The following is a 17,149-nucleotide window of genomic DNA, read 5'->3' on the forward strand; positions in this document are numbered from 1 at the left end:
CGACTCACAAGGTCGCGTCATCAACACCTGGGCTGATGTCATCAACCGCGCTAACTTGGGTATGGAAGTAATGCACGAGCGCAATGCTCACAACTTCCCGCTCGACTTGGCTGCTGGTGAAACAACTCCCGTGGCTTTGGTTGCTCCTTCCATCAACGGTTAATTTTTAACTCTTGATTGACAAAAAGCGCTCCTAGAAATAGGGGCGCTTTTTGTTTGGGAAAATATATTTTTATCAGGTTTGTAGTGAGGACTTTAGTCCTTTGATGCGGAGGGCTGCCGCTTCTTCTCAATATACTGCTGGTGGTAATCCTCGGCCATATAAAATTCACCAGCGGGTTTGATTTCGGTGGCAATATCTTTGTCGTATTTACCGGAAATTTGCAATTTTTGTTTGGATGCGCGGGCGGCTTTTTCTTGTTCCGAATTGTGATAAAAAATGACTGACCTGTACTGTTCGCCTCTGTCGGGGCCTTGGCGATTGATTTGGGTTGGATCGTGACAGTTCCAGAATATATCTAGCAGTGTTTCGTAACTGATTTGCGATCGATCGTACTCCAAGAGCACTGCTTCAGCGTGACCGGTAACTCGGGCGCAAACGTCGAGGTAGCAGGGATTCGGCCAGTGACCTCCTGTGTAGCCCGCAGCAGTCGAGATGACACCCGCAACGGCGCGAAACTTGTGTTCGACTCCCCAAAAACAACCGGCGGCAAATGTGGCTTTTTCCATTGTGTTAAGAAGAAGGAAGAGTTGACAGTTGACAGTTGACAGTTGACAGTTGATAGAAGGAAGAATAGAAATGGAAGTCGGAAGAAGGAAGAACAGAAATAGAAGTCGGAGGACGGCTTTAGTTATCGTCCCGAGAGAAGTGATAAGACATATACAGCAAGCTTTTTAGCGATCGATATTTTATTTTTAATTAGGTGAATTTATTTAATTATTGTATTGGGCTCAAACTTGGCACTCTTATTATGGTTGACAGATTCCCATTAGTGTGCATTCCCAGACTAATCGCGGCTGTACGTAGTTTAGCAAATATTGTCGGGCTTTTTCTAAGGGTTCTAAGGGCGATCGGCTAATTCGGCCTGCCAAAAATTGCTGCCAGTAACAATGCTGTAAATAATCAATTAACCACAACTGAGATTCAGTATCTAAAGTTTTATCAATTTCCTTAGCCAATTCCAAAGCTGAGCGCAAATTTTGAGGCAACTGCTTGACTTTTTGCAGCAAATCCTCGGGTATTGATTGCAGTTGTTGCCAAATAGCAATTGCTTCTCCAGGACTTCCCTGCGCCATCCCGATTACCTCGGGATGGGATAAAATCTCGGCAAATCCCCCTTGCTGCAAAACTTGTCTCATTGCTTCGGGATTCAGCCGCGAAAACTGGATTTTTTGACAGCGGGAAATCAAAGTGGGTAGCAAAGCTTCCACAGTCGGAGCAATTAAAATTAGCGCTGCTTTTCCCGGTTCTTCCAAGGTCTTTAACAAGCCGTTGGCTGCTCCTTCACCCATTGTTTCTGCTTGTTCTAAAACTACGACTGAACGCCCAGCTTCTAGTGGTGGCCTGCTCAGAAATTCGCCGATTTCGCGAATTTGTTCTAGGCGAATTTGGGGCGGTGCTTTTCGCTTTAATCCTGCTTCCTCTGCTTCTTTTGCGGAAAGCCGTTTGCCTTGGTTCATGTAGGTTGGTTCTACCCAGAGTAAGTCTGGATGATTTCGCTGTCGGACGCGATTTTGCAAGGATTCTATCGATCGCCTTTCGGGAAGATTTACTGAGAATAAAAGCTCGATGAAACACTGTGCTGCTAAGCTTTTGCCGGTGCCGTTGGAGCCGACAAATAGATAGCCGGGAGCAATTCGGTTGCGATCGACTGCTTGGGTCAGCAATTCTACTGCTCGATCTTGCCCGATCAATGATGTGAAATATTCCATGTTTTAAGAGTGATAAATACAGCGTATTCCAAGTTTATGAGGTACATTGACAAGTTAAATTACTAACATGAAGGTAACATTAACATCATTCCATTTAGTTTAGTTGAGATGACTGCCCATGATATACTCGCAATACAGTTGGCATTGTAAAAATTAGAATTGTAAAAATGTTTATTTTTTATGTTTAATTTAACAAAAAATATATTTCTCCGGTATCTACTTGACTTTGCCCCTAATCTTGTTGTATATTATTTAATGATAGGAGGTTTGCCAAAATAATATTTTGACATAAGATTTAAATCATTAAGCAGTAAAATTAGTTAAAGTGTTAGCTTTTCTGCCCATTTATGAAAACAATTCCTCTGCTCGCCATAAGTTTTTTAGTAGCAATTTTAGCAAGCGCGATCGGCATAATCTCAGTCCAGAACGCCGCGCCAGTAGCCTTAAGCTTTATCTTGTTTAAATCCATACAGATTCCTGTAGGATTAGTATTGGCCATGAGCATTAGTGCGGGACTGATAGGCGGTGCAGTGCTACAACCGCTTTGGAACCTTTCAGATTCCCAAGACTCGCGTCCTAGATTTAAAGCAAATCCCGAAGACTCGGACACCGCAGAATATTAAGTTAATTTTTCACACCTTCGATGGAATAAACCTGACCTTCAATCAGCAGCCGAGTAATTCCTTTGGCTAGCAAGTAAGGCGCGGCTTTTTGCAACAGCCTGCCGTCGGGAATCTTGAAAACTCTTTGATTGCGAGTAGAAAATCGGCGCGCCACTCGGTGATTATCAAAAACTGGTAGGGTTTTCTCGCGAATTTCGGCCGCCGGAATTTGACCGAGTTCGCCAAATGCTTTCAGAGGTCTGGTGATTAACTCTGCCGCCCGATCGACTACTAAATAGCAAATTTTGGGCACAGATGCTTCGCTTAAAGGCAAAACTTGAATCGGGCCAGCCCGAAGTTCTATCGACTCCCCGGACATCGAACCCAGCAGACTCGCTTCAAACAGAGAATCTTCATCCTCTAAATCTTCGTCGAAGTCGTCATCTAAATCCTCCTCATCCTCATCCTCATCCTCCTCCTCATCCTCATCTTCGTCGAAATCGCTAAAATCTTCACCACCAAGCATTGCCTGTAGTTCCCCAGTCACAACAGCACGGTGGCTGGGTTCGGCAAGATTGCCGACGGGGGCATCTGGTAAATCAGAAACCTCGAAATCCGACTGTAAAGTTCCTGGAATTTCGATTTCTGGTACAGGTTGGGTGGCTGATACAGAACGCTTTCGGATCGTCGGCCTCGAATTTGGGGCTGACTGCGTGACGGGGAGTGACTCAGACAGGGGAGTATCTCCAGGGGCGATGGAGTTCTTAGCCGGCGATTCAGCAGCCGTTTCTGTTGGTTGAGAAAGGCTGCTGGTGCTACGATCGGACGAACGCTTTTGTTTTTGCTGGACTAGAAATGCGTATTCTAACTCGGACAAAGCCCCCTGAAGGATGCGCCTTACAGTCGAACTACTCACTCCGTAGCGCTTGGCCAGAGTGATAGTATTCTCGTCCGACTGTCGGTACAGCCTGAGGAGTTCCCGTTTGTCTGAATCGGAGAGTTTTGTGGGCGTCATGCCAAGTTTTCCAGCAAAAAGACGTGAAAAGACGTAGGAAGTGCGATCGGCAAACTTTGACATTCCCTGACCTAACTAAAGGTACAGGGATTCTTTAGAAGAGGTAACCACCGTTGGTTATTGCTCGTAACAACCACATCGCCATACCGTGCCTTAACACGTATATAGCAGCAGTCCACAAGGGGATGCCAATTCCCACTACTCCCTCCAACTGTGGTGTAACACAGGTATTGGGGCTACTTTTGGTTTTGTTTGATTTACTCGCCCTAACTCGGTTTAACTGGCTTTGGGCTAGAAGTAGAGTATTGTTCAATATCGAGTTACCCATGGAGAGTAAGAACCTTTTAACTACGGCGTCCCAGAGCTATCGGCTTTTCACCATCTTGTTAGAGGTCAACGTAAAGACTGCTAATTGTAACACATAAAGCCGTCTTTAAAGGACGGGGTTTCCACCCACATTTTCGGATGATTTTTCATTTTCGATTTGAAGTTGACAGATGCAGGGAAGGGCAAAAAAGCTTTCACGTTCCCCTCCCTTGCCGAAGCAACCCCAATCTCAAATCGCTACGCGGAGCGACGAGTCCGCCTGCTTTGACGAGAACGGGTGGAGATGTCATGTTCCAAAACAGCTCCTATTCCGAACAGGATGCCACTGAAAACAAAAAAGACTTCCAGTAAACTGCCGCTTTGATAACTACCCTCAGCCTGAGTATCGCGCCATTTGAAGTACATATCTGCGATGTAAAGCGAAAAAGTTGCAGCCGCAATCATTCTCCAAGATTGGGAGAAACGTCCTCCCCAAAACGCCAGCAGCAGCGCAGTAGCAATAATCAGCAGAAAAACGTCCCCGACGATGTAAAACAAATTGATTGCATAGGCGTAAGGTGATAGTTGCTTGTCAAGTGCCATCACCCATTCGGGAGCTTTAGTTGCTTCTGCTGATTCTTCCGATGCCGATTTAGCAGCCGCTGCTGCCGTTCCTTTTGCTTTTGACTGGGCAGAATTGTCCAAAGCAGGGGCTTTTCCTTTGGCAGCCGTTGAGTCAGGTGCAGATCCTGTCACTACTTCCTGGGGAGCAGCCGGAGCCATTCCTAGCTGTTGTCTCCAAGAGTCGGGCGCAGCAACCCAGATAGCTACAGCAATCCCAAAGGCTGCTATTGCCGCTAACAAACCCCATTGCCAAAATTCTAGATTCAGTCGCTTGGAAGTCACAGCTAGAACCATGCCTCCGATCAGTACCACATAGCTGCCCAGATAAAACGCATCTGCTGGGGACACATCTGGGTCTAACTCGAAATAGAGTTCCCAAATCCCGAACAGCACGCCGGCGATAAAATAGAAGAGCATCCCCAAACCAATTCCCAGCCAGACGTTACGCCCGCTTGCCATGTGGGGGCTTTTCCAGTTTCTCAAACAGACTAAAGACGCTCCAAGGTATGCCCCGCATTCAAAAACATAAGTGCCGATCGAGTACCAAGGCGGTAAACCATCTTCTTGTGAAAGAGGGACGCTGAACAGCAAAAAGAACAGCAGCGCCATGACAGCCCAGACAATGCCCACAATCACGAGGGTCTGAGCTGATAGTAAAGAGGTAGATGTAGATGACTTTTCTGAAGTGCTACTCATAGGGATTTCACGATACCTAACTAGCGGTTGAACGCACCCCATCTCAATCTTTGATTGTAGATGAGGATTCTTTCGCCAAAGAACCTTGATCTGACGCTCCGGGAAAAACTGGCGTCCTCAGCGTGTCATCGGGACTTTGGCCTTCGTACACTCTCGGAAGACTAAGCAAAAATACTATCTATTTACTAATTAAAAGAATTAGTTCTTAGTCGATGTTTTGCCCGGGAACAGATGATAGAAATACGGTCTGCGCCTTCACCATTAAGGGTTTTACCGTAGCCTATTAAACTCGGAAATTATATCCTCAAATGTTGTTTTCTCTGTTTTTGGCTTTCACACTCCCCCACTCATATCAATGATTCTGGGTGGGAACTGCGATCGGATTTTAGTTAAATTGCCAGACTGTAGCTGGCCTCTTAACTGATTTAACAATTATGTCGATCGATCAATACAAGTTGGCAATCCAACCTGTATCTCCCTTGCCCCCGACAGTGAAATTATCTCAGCTCGATTATCTGGGCCCAATTGTCAGAGCAATTGTCAAAGATTTTCTATGCTGCGATCCACAACTTGTTGAGGGCTGATTGTTTCAGCCAATCGAGAAACTGAGTGCGATCCTGTGCTGGCATATCTTGCAGCACATCGCTCACTCCCTCAGCGAAGTCGGTATTGCCAAAATATGATTTGCCCAAACGGTGAAGTTCTTGCAATAAGGTTTTGAGATGTTGCTCTTGCCAAGGGGGCACCTTATGATTTTGCAAGGGACTAACGGTCAGCCAATTTTTGATCGCATCAGCGGAGTCTGCCTGGGGGAAGTTTCCTTGCTGAAATACCTTGGTGATATCTTTCTGAAACGATGTGGCTTGCCTTGCGCCTAAGAGGTCTTCTACGTCAAAGTAAACAGCTTGGAGGAGTAGCAGACAACCCTGCGCGAATAGCGGTGCTTTAGCGGATTCTGTACCTGCCGGTTCTTCACCGGCAAGCTGATCTAGACGGACTTTTCCCCAGACGCTGTATCTATCCGGCTCTTCTAGCAGAACACAGGCTTTGCCTCGGTTGTCGGTTAAATCCCGCCACAAGGCTCTGGCGTCTTCTGCTTGCTTGCCGTTGAAGGCGCTAATGAGACGAAAAGTCTGCCCCTGATAATTGAGAATGGGAATTTGTTGATCCCGTTTTGGGTGTTGAAAATTGGATATTTCAACATCCTGCCGTTTCAGAATAAACATGACACTGCGATTTGACTCCTGTCATGGCCGAGGTGCTGTGCTTTTGAAGATCTCCAGGCTTTTAGGCTCGGAGATGCTTGATTCAACGATTTCACTTTAATTAGCAGGATTCCCCTCCTCAAGCGTTCCGATACTTTTTTGCTAACAAATGCTAACAAGTATCTAAGCTGAGATTGTCTCTCAACCATGGCATATGAACTAATGCACGAAGGAAATTCCCCCGCGCACAACTTACGACTGCTGTACTGGCAACGCTTGATTTTTGAGCTCGTGCCGATCGGGCGATTGACTATTTTGCTTTGATGCCGTAGAGGAAGCTTATATATAGGCTTCCTGCCATCAGGGATTTTCACCTGAGTCTTTCAATCCTAGTTCTACCACATTTTTCTCAAATATCAAGTCGAGCAGAATGTTGGCAAACATCATCAAAGATCGGCAAGTTAGTCACGATTGCCTCAACTCATGCCTAAAATCAGGGGAGGATTTCTGGTTTTTCGATCTTGTGGCCTACGTTTGAGGCTTTGTCACTATCGAATTTTAACAATTGTGTTGTTTGCAGGTGAGTCCCTCCAGCTTTTGTGAATTGCTATCCTGGACGCAAGGGCACTCTCATCACTAGCGTGTTCGCTCCCGATCGCGCCGCGCTCCACATCGTAGTTTTTTAGATAGAACCGGTTTCTGTCTAAGTTAAAAAATATTTACTTGCTCGATCGCACACTCCACCGATACAATGATACTGTTAAAGATTTTTTGAGTTGGGTGCGTAACTCAGTTGGATAGAGTAGCTGCCTTCTAAGCAGCGAGCCGCAGGTTCAAGTCCTGCCGTACCCGTTAACCAAACCTATACATGACAATAGTTTCAGACGTTTTCCCCAAAGCTGACAGACTACCTGAAACCTTGTTTGTTTCGCAGTTGTTGCGGATTCGGGCATCCAAAACACCATGAAATTCGTCCTGAAGCCCGACCTGCCAAATTTGGCAAATCTTCCGGCTTCCGCGCGATCGACACTCCTACGCCTCTTCCTCTTATGTTTGACAAGCGAATTTCTGCATGTTCCGCCACGTGATTTATCGGTGGAATCAATCCCAAATCGAAAATCTCAAATCCTCTCTTCCCCCGAATTTATCCGTGGGGTCGCCTCTAAAATCTAAAATTTAAAATCTACAATCTAAAATCGATTGACACACCGGATGTGTTATCATAAAAAGTCTTTTGTGTCAATAGCCGATCGCCCAAAAGTTAAAACAGCAGCAGGCGATTGTGGGTCGAGAAGCCCTCAGGAGTTATCCTTAGTGATCGGGCTATTTTTGGACAGGTTTGGATATGTTAAGAGCAATTTTATTTCATATACCCCAAAATTTAATGCTATTACTAGACCGCAGCGCGATCGACCAGTTACAGCCGATATTGGCGCAAGCAACCGGAATGCCGATCGTGGCATCGGAAAATACCGCCACAATTGCACTGGTATTGGTTGCTGTGGGAATTCTGGGTTGGGGATTTTATCGCGCCAGACCTTTTGGCAAACTGGGAATGTTAGCTTGGTTGCAGTCAGTGGTGCTGATGAGTCCGTGGCTGCTGTTCTTTGGTTTGTTCGGTGCCGGGATTTACCTAAATCTAGTGGCGGTATTGTTGCTGCTGGTGACATCCACGGGATTGTACATTTATCTGGGCAGGCAATTGCGGAAGGCAGCAGCCGATGCAGTGATCGACTCGCGCCCCGATCCGGCCCAGATCGAGTCCCAAAGCGATGGAAACTCCCCTGCAAACGAACAACGGGTACCAGCAAAAGAAATTATTAAGATCGTCACATCGCCTGCAACTAATGAATTAGAAATAATTCCCGTTCCAGTTGAAGACCTCAAGGCAATTCAAGGCATCTTTGGCATCGATACTTTCTTTGCTATAGAAACGATTCCCTATCAAGATGGGGTAATCTTGAAAGGCAATCTCCGGGGAGACCCAGAACAAGTACACTCGCGTTTGACGGCAAGTTTGCAAGAAAGATTGAACGATCGCTACCGCCTGTTTTTAGTAGAAAATCAGGACGAGAAGCCGGTAGTTATTATCTTGCCCAGCACAAACGACCCGCAGCCCACTACCCTATCTCAAAAAATCCTCGCAGTCGTACTGCTACTAGCAACAATTGCTACCAGTTTGGAAACAGCCGGTTTGCTGCTGAGTTTCGATTTCTTTAACTCGCCTGGTAGATATCCAGAAGTGCTGCCAATTGCGGCGGGAATTTGGGCGGTTTTAGGTTCAGGCGAAATTGCTCGCCGAGTGCTGGCAAATCAGTACAAGGTTGGCTTGAGTTGGCCGTTTTTTATACCAACTTTTCAGATAGGTTCTTTTGGGGCGATCGAGCGTTTTGAGTCGCTGCTTCCCAACCGTAAAGTTTTGTTTGACATTGCTTTTGCTGGGTCAGCCGCTGGGGGAATAATTTCTCTGCTCATGCTGGTAACGGGTTTGCTGCTTTCTCACCCCGGCAGTTTGTTTCAAATTCCCGCAGAGTATTTCAAGGGCTCGGTTTTGGTGGGAACTTTGGCAAAAGTGGTTTTGGGTGCGGCGTTGCAGCAACAGATTGTTGACGTTCACCCGCTGGTAGTTATTGGTTGGTTGGGCTTGGTAATCACGGCGATTAATTTGATGCCTGCGGGACAGTTGGACGGAGGTAGAATTGTGCAAGCAATCTACGGCCGGAAAATTGCCAGTCGCGCTACTTTGGCGACGTTTGTGGTGCTGGCGATCGCTTCTTTAGTTAATCCTTTGGCTTTGTATTGGGCGATCGTGATTCTGATTTTACAGCGGAATCTGGAGCGGCCGAGCCTTAACGAGCTGACTGAACCTGACGACGCTCGCGCAGCTTTGGGTTTGTTGGCTTTGTTCTTAATGATTTCTGTACTTTTGCCCTTGACTCCCGCTTTAGCTGGGCGTTTAGGAATTGGCAACTAATCATCTGACCATTGGTGGGCTGGGTGCGCTTGGGCGCACCCCAGATATTTATGAATTAACCCAATAGAAAAGCTCGGAATTTGTTTAAACTTAATTTAGCAAGTAAAAATCACGGATATGAGCATCTAGGCTAAAGTTATGGCTAATCAACTTCCTCCTGTATTGGTAACTTTTGATGCGGATGTTTTGATGGCTGGCAGAACCCAAGTTTGGCAAGAATATGCCAAGGTGGGAAGTTGCTATCTCCCGGAAGTAGTGTATGACGAAATAGATTATCTGACAGGGAAAGCGGTAGAAAAAGCTCAAGAGCAAGTGGCCAGAGAGTTTATGCGCTTTTTTGCAGATAGTGGCTGGATTGTGACTGATGCTCAAGAAACGCATCGGGGCCTAGAACCCTCGATGAAAAATCAAAGCGCACAAGCAATGCTAGTAGTAGCTACAGCTCAGTGCGTTTACGGTCTGGCTCAGGAACATCCCGACGCACTGGTGGTGTTTGTGTCCAACAGTCAGCCTCTGCTGAAGCGGATAGCTTCTGTGGGGGCTGCGAATCTTTGCGGCATTACTGCGGCGATGCTGTTAAATTGGGCGAGGAAAGCGGAACGCCCGCCGGCTGCGACTCAGCAATTGCAAAGTTTGATGCGAACTTTAGCCGATCGCCAATCAACTCAGCGCTCTAACAGTAGAATACAGAATGCTGGTGTTGGCAAAACCGGGACATCTGTTAGCAAGTTCACGATGCGTGGCGCTTCTGATTTGGACTCGCCCAGTAGTTCTACTAAAACTAATCAAACGGGTTTGAGTGGGAGCCCCCGTAAGAGTTCGCGCACCAATGCCAAAAAGCCGGTGCCCAGTCGCGAGGAACGGAAAGATTACGAGCCGGCTGTATATCGGATCAAACACATTACGCCTCCGAAAAAAAGGGATGGCGGTTTTCTGTCTGGTGCGTTCAATTTTTTGGGAGCGTTATTTTTCTTGACGGTAGCGGTGGGTATTTTGTGGCGAGTGTTGGATGCTCGGGGTTTTAGAAAGACTTTTGTACCGGCTCTACCGCAGCCTGTGCAACAATTTGTCAAGTCGATCGACCCTAAATGATATATCGGTCTGAAAATTCCGCTTTCTAGCTTCAATAAGGACTATCACCATCGACAGCAAGTAGCAAAAGTCTGTGATAGCCTTAATCTGTAATTGCCAGCCCGGTTAATTGGTAACTATTCACAGATTGAGAACACATCAAAATAAGCGAGAAAGCATTAGCGGAATTAGATTTTACATCTTTGGGCGATCGCAAATTTTTTCCTTCTCCTGTCTAATTTATTAATTTTTATCATTTATAAGGTTTGATCGTTCGGACTTCAGTCCGCATCAAAAATCAAAGGACTGAAGTCCCATGGCAAACGCATCTAATACCAATTTAAAAAATCCTTGCTGCAACACTCTTAGTTGACTTTGTTTACTCAAGTATTGTCGCGCTTTGTGTCGCTGTCAGATTTTCTGTATTTTTTTTGTACGATCGATGAATCCACACCCTACCAATATTGTTGCATTAATTTTTCAAATTGGCATGAATTCTGTAAGCATTACCTAGCAAGGGTTTCAGCATTTGGGAACACAAATGCACAATAGCCCAAACCTTTGTCTAGCAAGCATCCTAAAAATAAGATGCGTTTGTTCTGAGAAGTCCGAACCCTCAAACCTATTTTATAGGGGTTGTTCGAGCAATAATCCGGACAGTTTTTTTGGGGTGGTGGCTGAAACTGGCATTCTACCGTTAAGATTTCAGCGTCTGAAGAAGCTGAAACCCTTATTATACCGTTCGCGATAAAAAAATGTCCGGACTATTGTTCAAGCCGACATAATATTAATTAAGATTTCACTATTTGCGCCGAATTTAAAAATGCTGAACTGGAACGAAATAATTAGTGGATTAGCCTTAGCTATTGCGGGTTTTATTTATGCTGTATTCTTTTTTGTAGTTCTTCCCTTCAGACAGTACGATTATGCGGCACCGATTTGGGCGATAGGAATTGCGATCGGCCTTACAGTAGGAATGAATTGGCTACTATCTGAATCCTTGCTGAGTGGGTGGATTTGGGTAGCTGCATTATTTGGTTTTCAGATACCCCTGATGCTTTTTTGTAGCGAGTTTCTGGGAGATGGACTCTTGCTGCCGAGTCTGTTATTTTTCGGAACAATGGTAGTAGGAGTTACGAGCGTTTATACCAATTTTTCACAACCAAAAACACTGTTGATTGTGAGTTTCTGTACAGTATTTTTCCTAACTTTAATGTACATATCTTTCATTGGTGGCTATGTGCTCAGAGGCAAAAATCCGTTTCATGGTTCTTCAAAGCAAATGCTGCCGCTGTTGAATCAGAAGGTAGAAATTCACACTGACGATCCCAAACAATTGCAATTCAATGGTAAAACAGGCGAACTCACTCAGATCGATCGCTATGAAGTGACAGTCAGGCTAGATGATGATAAAGTATTCTGGCCTTATGTCCAACTTTGGTGGGAAGATGTCAAGCCTGCTAACTAACAGAAATCCTCAGAGTTATCAACCCTCAATAACTTTCTCCCCTTGTCTTCTCTGTGCGCCCTCAGCCCCATCTGCGGTTTATTTCGAGCCCCGAATTCTGTCAAGCAATTTTAATAAACCCGCACTGACTAAGCCTCCTGCAATTCCCAAAAGCAGACTCAACACGAGAACTTGACTGGCCGACATCGGATTTTCCGGGCTAGCGGGGCTTTTGATTTGGCTGGCGTAGATGCTGGCGGCGACTCCGCTGGTGCCAATTCCCACGCCCACTGTACCAATGGTAAAGTTTAAAGTGCGATCGCTCTTAGCCCTCTCAATCTCGATAATCCCCTCTACAGTCTCGATCGCATTTTCCAACAACCGCAAACCCGCACTCAAACTTCTATTATCCGCTTTAACTTGGGTGACATACTTTTCCTCAGCAAAATCGCTGAAACTTGCCATAAATTTTAACTCATTTTTGTCATTTCCCATTCTTTCCGCTATAGTTTCTAGCCGTTTATTATAGTTGTTCAGATTAGTTTTAATTGTATTTTCTTGTTCTTCCAATCGACTAATATAATTAGCATAAATCGAAAAAATTGTCAAGCAATAGACCAAATTTTGCTGCAATTGTTTCAAGTCAACTTTAGCAGCATTGACTTGTTCTGGCAGTAGGCTGACAATTTCTTGAATCTTCCGCGAAGCATCCTTGAGATTCGACTTAAGTTGGCGGCTTTGTTGATAAGCCCAAATCACTTTATTGCGGTATCCAAATAATCGGAGGAACTGCGGATAAAGTTTAGTCATTTTTTGGCGAGTAGTGGGAATTGATGCCTCGCCACTGTTAGAAAACAAGCAAATTAACACATGATAATTTTGGCTGATATTGCCTCTATCTCCCGGAGGTAGCCACAATTCATAAAAATTTGCCCCTAAAAATTGCCCTGATGCTTTTAAATCCCGATCCCATTTAGCATTCGGGACTAACTCAAGTTTGTTGTAGCAATTTTTGGCAGTTTTTAAAGCATCTTGCCCGCTAGTCAATTCACCCCAAACTAGCCAACTTTGACCGATAGTAGCAGGTTGATTGAAGCGCGAGATGATTGTAGATTTCAGCCATTCTAAACAATCGATTTCTTTGGGTACAAATTTCTTATCGCTGTCGGGTTCTATTTTGCCGGATAAGTCAAACTGCACCGCATAAGTATCGCCGAATTTGACAGGATAAGCATAGCCATCGAGGGGAGATTCAAATGCTACTACTTTTTGGTTGCCGAGTAAATCGATGTAATCACCGATTTCGGTTTCAGCTTGTTCGATTTGTGTTTGCTGTGGCTGCGAGAGTTTATCGCCATAGATTTTTTGCCAAAACTGCTGGCGGTTTTGGCTGATTTTGTCTTCACTTTGTCCGATACCGTCGGCTAAATCGTAGACAAACAAATCGACGGTAGGGTAAATCAGCCAATTTTCGTTAGTCATGGGTGAAACTGTCTGCTATTGACGATAAAATTGTATCGCGACTTGCTTGCACTGAATCCCCAGCTTGCAAGATTTTTCCCAGAATTTTTTTTAACCCTCGCGGCTTAACTTTGGTATCGATTTCATTGATGATTTTTGGTAAATTTGTTAAATCGCTGATATCGCTGGCTGCGTTACTAATTTCGGGGTTAGTAGTGTTTTCTTTTTCAGATTCACTATCCGGCAAAACATCTAATCCTTTGCTACGTTCATTGCTATGATACATCAACCAATTATGAGTTTCTTCATAAGCAGCTAGCAGAGGGGGATGCAATTCGGCAAGTCTTTCGATATCGATAATTGTGAAAGCTTCATCAATTTTATTAAACTCTAATTGAACTGGTGCGGGTAGCGGTTCTGTTTGTTGGAGTACCGCGCCAATGAAAGCTGTAAAAATATCGTCATTATTATTTTTCATCATAATCCCGTTAGAGTGAAGGCTGCCCAGTAATACGGATGTTGATAAGGTTGGTCTGATTCCATTTTAGCCAAGTTTTGCTGATTGCTTTTAAAGAATCGGCGCAGGCTAACTTCAGCTACAGAAAGTTCGCTGCTGTTTTCGGAAATCTTGTCAATTTCCCGCTGATACCAAGCGGCTAAATCTTCGCGGGTGGCTGATTGCAGCCATTTTTGAGAATTTGCTAAGGCGACGGGTAGCGAATCGCCCTCTTCTCGCCACCGTCGGTAAAAGTCTATCATTAATAACGTACTCGCCCCGGATTGGACTGGCCACAGGGTACTGACGACAAAGCCAACTCCCGCCCGCATAAAACCGCTAGTCAATCCTACATATTCGGCGAGAATTGTTTGCTTGTCTGTGACTGCGGTTTCGCAGGCGGAAAGGCAGATTAATTTGTAGTTACTGAGGTTGAGTTGGATGATTTCTTTGACTGTTAATCGGTGAGTATCGCTTAAGTATAAAGTTGATTGTTGAGGATTGTCAAAATCATAGCTACCGTGTCCGGTAAAGTGAAAAATGTTGTGGGGCTGTGGCAATAATTTGGTGACTTCATCGAGGGTAGCTGCATTTTCTCCCCGTCGGGTAGAGTTGGCAAACATTCGGCAAATAATTTCGGATTCTATCTCGGCGGCTGGTAAAGGAAGCAATTCTTTTCGTTTGCCGTTTTCATCAATGATTATACTGTTGGGATTTTCGATACTGAGGATAGAATTCACTTCCCCTTCTTCAACCCGCGGAGGCGGGTTTTGTCTGTGTAGCCGCGAATTCCATTCGCCGACTGTATTTGGTGTATTTGCTGTATTTGCCGCAGTTGGAGGATTCAACCGATGTTTCAAATTCAACCCAAATTGAGCGCTAGGCAAATAACTAACCACAAAATCCCGACTAAACAAAGCATGAATCGGGAAGCGGTGCAAGTCCCGATGCGGAATCAAAATTAACTGGGTAATTCCCTCTAATTGCTGTTCAATCGCATCAATTTTCAGGATTGCATTGAGTCGGGCAAATTTACTTGCCATTTCCGCACGCCAAGGATGATTTACTTGACTTGTTTTCTCCTTAGATTGATAGTCGGTGTATTGTTGATTCCACTCCTTCACCCATTTTTCAAGTTCATCGGGAAAATCGCTGAAACAGGTTTCGGGAGACAACAAGCCATCGGATTTAATGATGAATGTTGTCAGGGATGCGTCGCTGAGATGCCAGTAAATCGCGGCTGTTGTCGGATTGAGGAGTTGCTGAATTTGGGCGTGAGTGACTGTCTCTTCTGTTTCGTAATCGGGAATTGGCAAGGCATCCACCAGCCAAGATAAGCAGACATTTTTATCGGTTTCTGCTGTGGCTAAGGCTTCGGCAAACTGCCCAGATTGCATGAATATATTTACGGTTAATTGTTCAAAGCTAACTAATTTGTCGGTGAGTTGCTGTTGGGTGAGTTGGGAATAGTTTTGCTGTTTCAGTAAGCGTTGCAATAAATCGGTGGCATCTCGTCGTAATTTATTTGCTTCATCAGTTTGCTTTAAGCTGACTAAGGTTTTGATTAATTTCTGCAATACTTGTAGATGCAGTTTTAGGAAAGTATCTGGTGTTAGAGTTTTGAGGGATTCTTGGTAGTTGGTGGTGGCTTTATTCCAATAGGTGTTGGGAGAAGTGAGTTTTCCGCGACTATAATGAGCATCTCCTAGTGCTTGATGCAGTTCTCCATATCCTTCGGGGTGGGTATTTTGTTGGCAATACTCTAAGCCTGTTTTTAATGTTAATATTTGACCTTCATAGCCGCGCTGTGTCAGGTTGTGAGTTATGAGAGTTCTGGTTACTGGTGGAGATTTAGGGAATTGTCCCTGTAAGATTTCATAAACTAGCAGCCTATGTTTAGGTGCATTTTCGACTGCTATACTCCGATTTTTCCAGGCTGCGTGGTCATCTGGTTTGATTTCTAAAGCTTTGTCACAGGATGCGATCGCCTCTTCTAACTTTCCTAAATGATACAGTACACCGCTCCGATCGAACCAGGCTTCCTCTTTATCTAGTTTAATTTCTAAGGCTTTGTCGTAGGATGCGATCGCCTCTTCTAACCTTCCTAACTTACGCAGTGCAAGGCCCCGATTGAACCATGCGTTGTGCTCATCTGGTTTAATTTCTAAAGCTTTGTCCCAGGATGCGATGGCATCTTCTAACTTTCCGAAATTATCCAGTGCAATGCCCATATTGTACCAGGCTTTGTCAAAATCTGGTTTGATTTCTAAAGCTTTGTCGAAGGATGCGATCGCCTCTTCATATTTGTTGAAATTGTCACAAAGAATACAGCCCCGATTAATCCAGGCTTGGTAAAAATCTGGTTTGAATTCTAAAGCTTTTTCGTAGGATGCGATCGCCTGTTCAAACAAGCCTAAATCATTTTGTTCTTTCCCTCGCTTATACCAAACCTCAGCCTCCAGCCCCCGCGCCAATTCCTGAAGCGATGACACCGCATCCGCAGACGCTGTACTCCCCTGCGCGCCCTCCAACAATCGAGATCCAAACCTCGGCAACCAAGCCGCCAAATCACCATTTTTAATTTGTTTTGCGATTAAGAATTCCGCAACATCGCCTCTTCCCCAGCCCTGATTCACCCATTCTAGAAGTTTCATCAACTTCGCCTCGTATTCCGCATCAGTCAAAGTTGGAAGAACCCCCCTCAGTCCCCCCTTGCTAAGGGGGGAAGCAAGATTTGTTCCCTCTTTCCCCCCCGCTGTTGCTAAGGGGGGAAGCAAGATTTTCTTTCTTGTCCCCCCCCTTACCAAGGGGGGGGGCCAGGGGGGGTTAAAATACTGAGTATAAGCGCACAAAATCCGCTGAATTAATTGTTTGAGGAAGCGCCAGATTTTATCTAACATTGGTGAGATGGTGAGGCGGTTGGTTTTTGTTATTGTAGCAATAATTGTGGGGATTCGCGATCGCCTTGAGCACCCGGCGGTTGAAACCGCGTCTACACAAACAATGTCCGCCTCCGCGGACTAAGAGATCAGTCATTGTAGGGTGCGTCGCCCTAGAAAATCTCTGAATTAGAGCGATAATCTCATAGCGACGCACCTTTGCTATTCAAGGGCTTCTGGAAATAAACCTAATACTTGTTTTTACCGGATATAGACATGAGGTGCGTCGCTATGAGATTTTTCATCTTTTTTTGAGATTGTTGATGGACCTAATACTTGTTTTTACCGGATATAGACATGAGGTGCGTCGCTATGAGATTTTTCATCTTTTTTTGAGATTGTTGATGGCGACACACCCTACAAGTATTATGGTAAGTGGCT

12 protein-coding genes, 1 tRNA gene and 1 pseudogene are annotated in these 17,149 nt (G+C 45.0%); 6 read left to right on the top strand and 8 right to left on the bottom strand.

All coding sequences use genetic code 11. From position 1 onward, the window contains the following. Nucleotides 1-163: pseudogene (locus JGK16_RS00005) on the top strand (photosystem II q(b) protein); the annotation flags it as partial. Between the two features lie 92 nt (nt 164-255). On the opposite strand, the gene msrA reads toward JGK16_RS00005, so the two are convergent. After that, complete coding sequence (gene msrA, locus JGK16_RS00010) at nt 256-729, bottom strand: peptide-methionine (S)-S-oxide reductase MsrA (RefSeq protein WP_293186763.1); 474 nt, start codon at nt 727-729, stop codon at nt 256-258. 240 nt (nt 730-969) lie between these two features. Next, nucleotides 970-1,932, bottom strand: coding sequence for a DNA polymerase III subunit delta' (locus tag JGK16_RS00015; RefSeq protein WP_293186762.1), 963 nt, complete (start codon nt 1,930-1,932; stop codon nt 970-972). A 347-nt stretch (nt 1,933-2,279) separates the two neighbouring features. On the opposite strand from JGK16_RS00015, the gene JGK16_RS00020 reads away from it, so the two are divergent. Continuing rightward, the gene (locus JGK16_RS00020) at nt 2,280-2,555 is read left to right on the top strand and encodes a LapA family protein (RefSeq protein WP_293189100.1); all 276 of its coding nucleotides are present in this window, start codon (nt 2,280-2,282) and stop codon (nt 2,553-2,555) included. A 1-nt stretch (nt 2,556) separates the two neighbouring features. Here the strand turns inward: JGK16_RS00020 and JGK16_RS00025 are convergent, their stop codons facing one another. The 3 genes from JGK16_RS00025 to JGK16_RS00035 all read right to left on the bottom strand — a co-directional run bounded on the left by JGK16_RS00025 (nt 2,557) and on the right by JGK16_RS00035 (nt 6,401). Beyond that, nucleotides 2,557-3,549: a hypothetical protein gene (locus JGK16_RS00025; RefSeq protein ID WP_293189267.1), complete on the bottom strand. Its 993-nt coding sequence runs from the start codon at nt 3,547-3,549 to the stop codon at nt 2,557-2,559. Nucleotides 3,550-4,113: 564 nt separating this feature from the next. Next, nucleotides 4,114-5,175: a hypothetical protein gene (locus JGK16_RS00030; RefSeq protein ID WP_293189102.1), complete on the bottom strand. Its 1,062-nt coding sequence runs from the start codon at nt 5,173-5,175 to the stop codon at nt 4,114-4,116. 551 nt (nt 5,176-5,726) lie between these two features. Continuing rightward, nucleotides 5,727-6,401 carry an Npun_F0813 family protein gene (locus JGK16_RS00035; RefSeq protein WP_293189104.1) on the bottom strand — a complete coding sequence of 225 codons (675 nt, stop codon included), beginning with the start codon at nt 6,399-6,401 and terminating at the stop codon, nt 5,727-5,729. A 757-nt stretch (nt 6,402-7,158) separates the two neighbouring features. Here JGK16_RS00035 and JGK16_RS00040 point away from each other — a divergent pair. The 4 genes from JGK16_RS00040 (at nt 7,159) to JGK16_RS00055 (ending at nt 11,893) form a co-directional block, all read left to right on the top strand. Further along, nucleotides 7,159-7,232 (top strand) — tRNA-Arg (locus tag JGK16_RS00040). A gap of 595 nt (nt 7,233-7,827) precedes the next feature. After that, a complete protein-coding gene (locus JGK16_RS00045; RefSeq protein WP_293189269.1) occupies nt 7,828-9,354 on the top strand; it encodes a site-2 protease family protein in 1,527 nt (508 codons plus the stop codon). A 138-nt stretch (nt 9,355-9,492) separates the two neighbouring features. Next, nucleotides 9,493-10,446, top strand: coding sequence for a PIN domain-containing protein (locus tag JGK16_RS00050; RefSeq protein ID WP_293186757.1), 954 nt, complete (start codon nt 9,493-9,495; stop codon nt 10,444-10,446). 802 nt (nt 10,447-11,248) lie between these two features. After that, on the top strand, nt 11,249-11,893 hold the full coding sequence (locus JGK16_RS00055) for a hypothetical protein (RefSeq protein ID WP_293189106.1): 645 nt from the start codon (nt 11,249-11,251) through the stop codon (nt 11,891-11,893). A 78-nt stretch (nt 11,894-11,971) separates the two neighbouring features. Here the strand turns inward: JGK16_RS00055 and JGK16_RS00060 are convergent, their stop codons facing one another. From JGK16_RS00060 to JGK16_RS00070, 3 genes are read right to left on the bottom strand one after another with little or no spacing between them, the layout of a single operon-like run. After that, nucleotides 11,972-13,354 (bottom strand): hypothetical protein, encoded by a 1,383-nt coding sequence (locus tag JGK16_RS00060; RefSeq protein WP_293176750.1) that lies wholly within the window; start codon nt 13,352-13,354, stop codon nt 11,972-11,974. Then, a complete protein-coding gene (locus JGK16_RS00065; protein ID WP_293176748.1) occupies nt 13,347-13,814 on the bottom strand; it encodes a hypothetical protein in 468 nt (155 codons plus the stop codon). The genes JGK16_RS00060 and JGK16_RS00065 overlap by 8 nt, the downstream gene beginning before the upstream one ends. Beyond that, nucleotides 13,811-16,513 (bottom strand): CHAT domain-containing protein, encoded by a 2,703-nt coding sequence (locus JGK16_RS00070; RefSeq protein WP_293189108.1) that lies wholly within the window; start codon nt 16,511-16,513, stop codon nt 13,811-13,813. Before JGK16_RS00070 ends, JGK16_RS00065 begins: the two co-directional genes overlap by 4 nt. Nucleotides 16,514-17,149 lie beyond the last annotated feature (636 nt).

Origin of the sequence: Microcoleus sp. PH2017_09_SFU_O_A, from assembly GCF_020738625.1 — a bacterium.
GTDB lineage: Bacteria > Cyanobacteriota > Cyanobacteriia > Cyanobacteriales > Microcoleaceae > Microcoleus.

Coding starts and splice junctions, on each gene's coding strand:
- msrA (WP_293186763.1), bottom strand. CDS start 729: ATGGAAAAAGCCACATTTGCCGCCGGTTGTTTTTGGGGAGTCGAACAC.
- JGK16_RS00015 (WP_293186762.1), bottom strand. CDS start 1,932: ATGGAATATTTCACATCATTGATCGGGCAAGATCGAGCAGTAGAATTG.
- JGK16_RS00020 (WP_293189100.1), top strand. CDS start 2,280: ATGAAAACAATTCCTCTGCTCGCCATAAGTTTTTTAGTAGCAATTTTA.
- JGK16_RS00025 (WP_293189267.1), bottom strand. CDS start 3,549: ATGACGCCCACAAAACTCTCCGATTCAGACAAACGGGAACTCCTCAGG.
- JGK16_RS00030 (WP_293189102.1), bottom strand. CDS start 5,175: ATGAGTAGCACTTCAGAAAAGTCATCTACATCTACCTCTTTACTATCA.
- JGK16_RS00035 (WP_293189104.1), bottom strand. CDS start 6,401: ATGTTTATTCTGAAACGGCAGGATGTTGAAATATCCAATTTTCAACAC.
- JGK16_RS00045 (WP_293189269.1), top strand. CDS start 7,828: ATGCCGATCGTGGCATCGGAAAATACCGCCACAATTGCACTGGTATTG.
- JGK16_RS00050 (WP_293186757.1), top strand. CDS start 9,493: ATGGCTAATCAACTTCCTCCTGTATTGGTAACTTTTGATGCGGATGTT.
- JGK16_RS00055 (WP_293189106.1), top strand. CDS start 11,249: ATGCTGAACTGGAACGAAATAATTAGTGGATTAGCCTTAGCTATTGCG.
- JGK16_RS00060 (WP_293176750.1), bottom strand. CDS start 13,354: ATGACTAACGAAAATTGGCTGATTTACCCTACCGTCGATTTGTTTGTC.
- JGK16_RS00065 (WP_293176748.1), bottom strand. CDS start 13,814: ATGATGAAAAATAATAATGACGATATTTTTACAGCTTTCATTGGCGCG.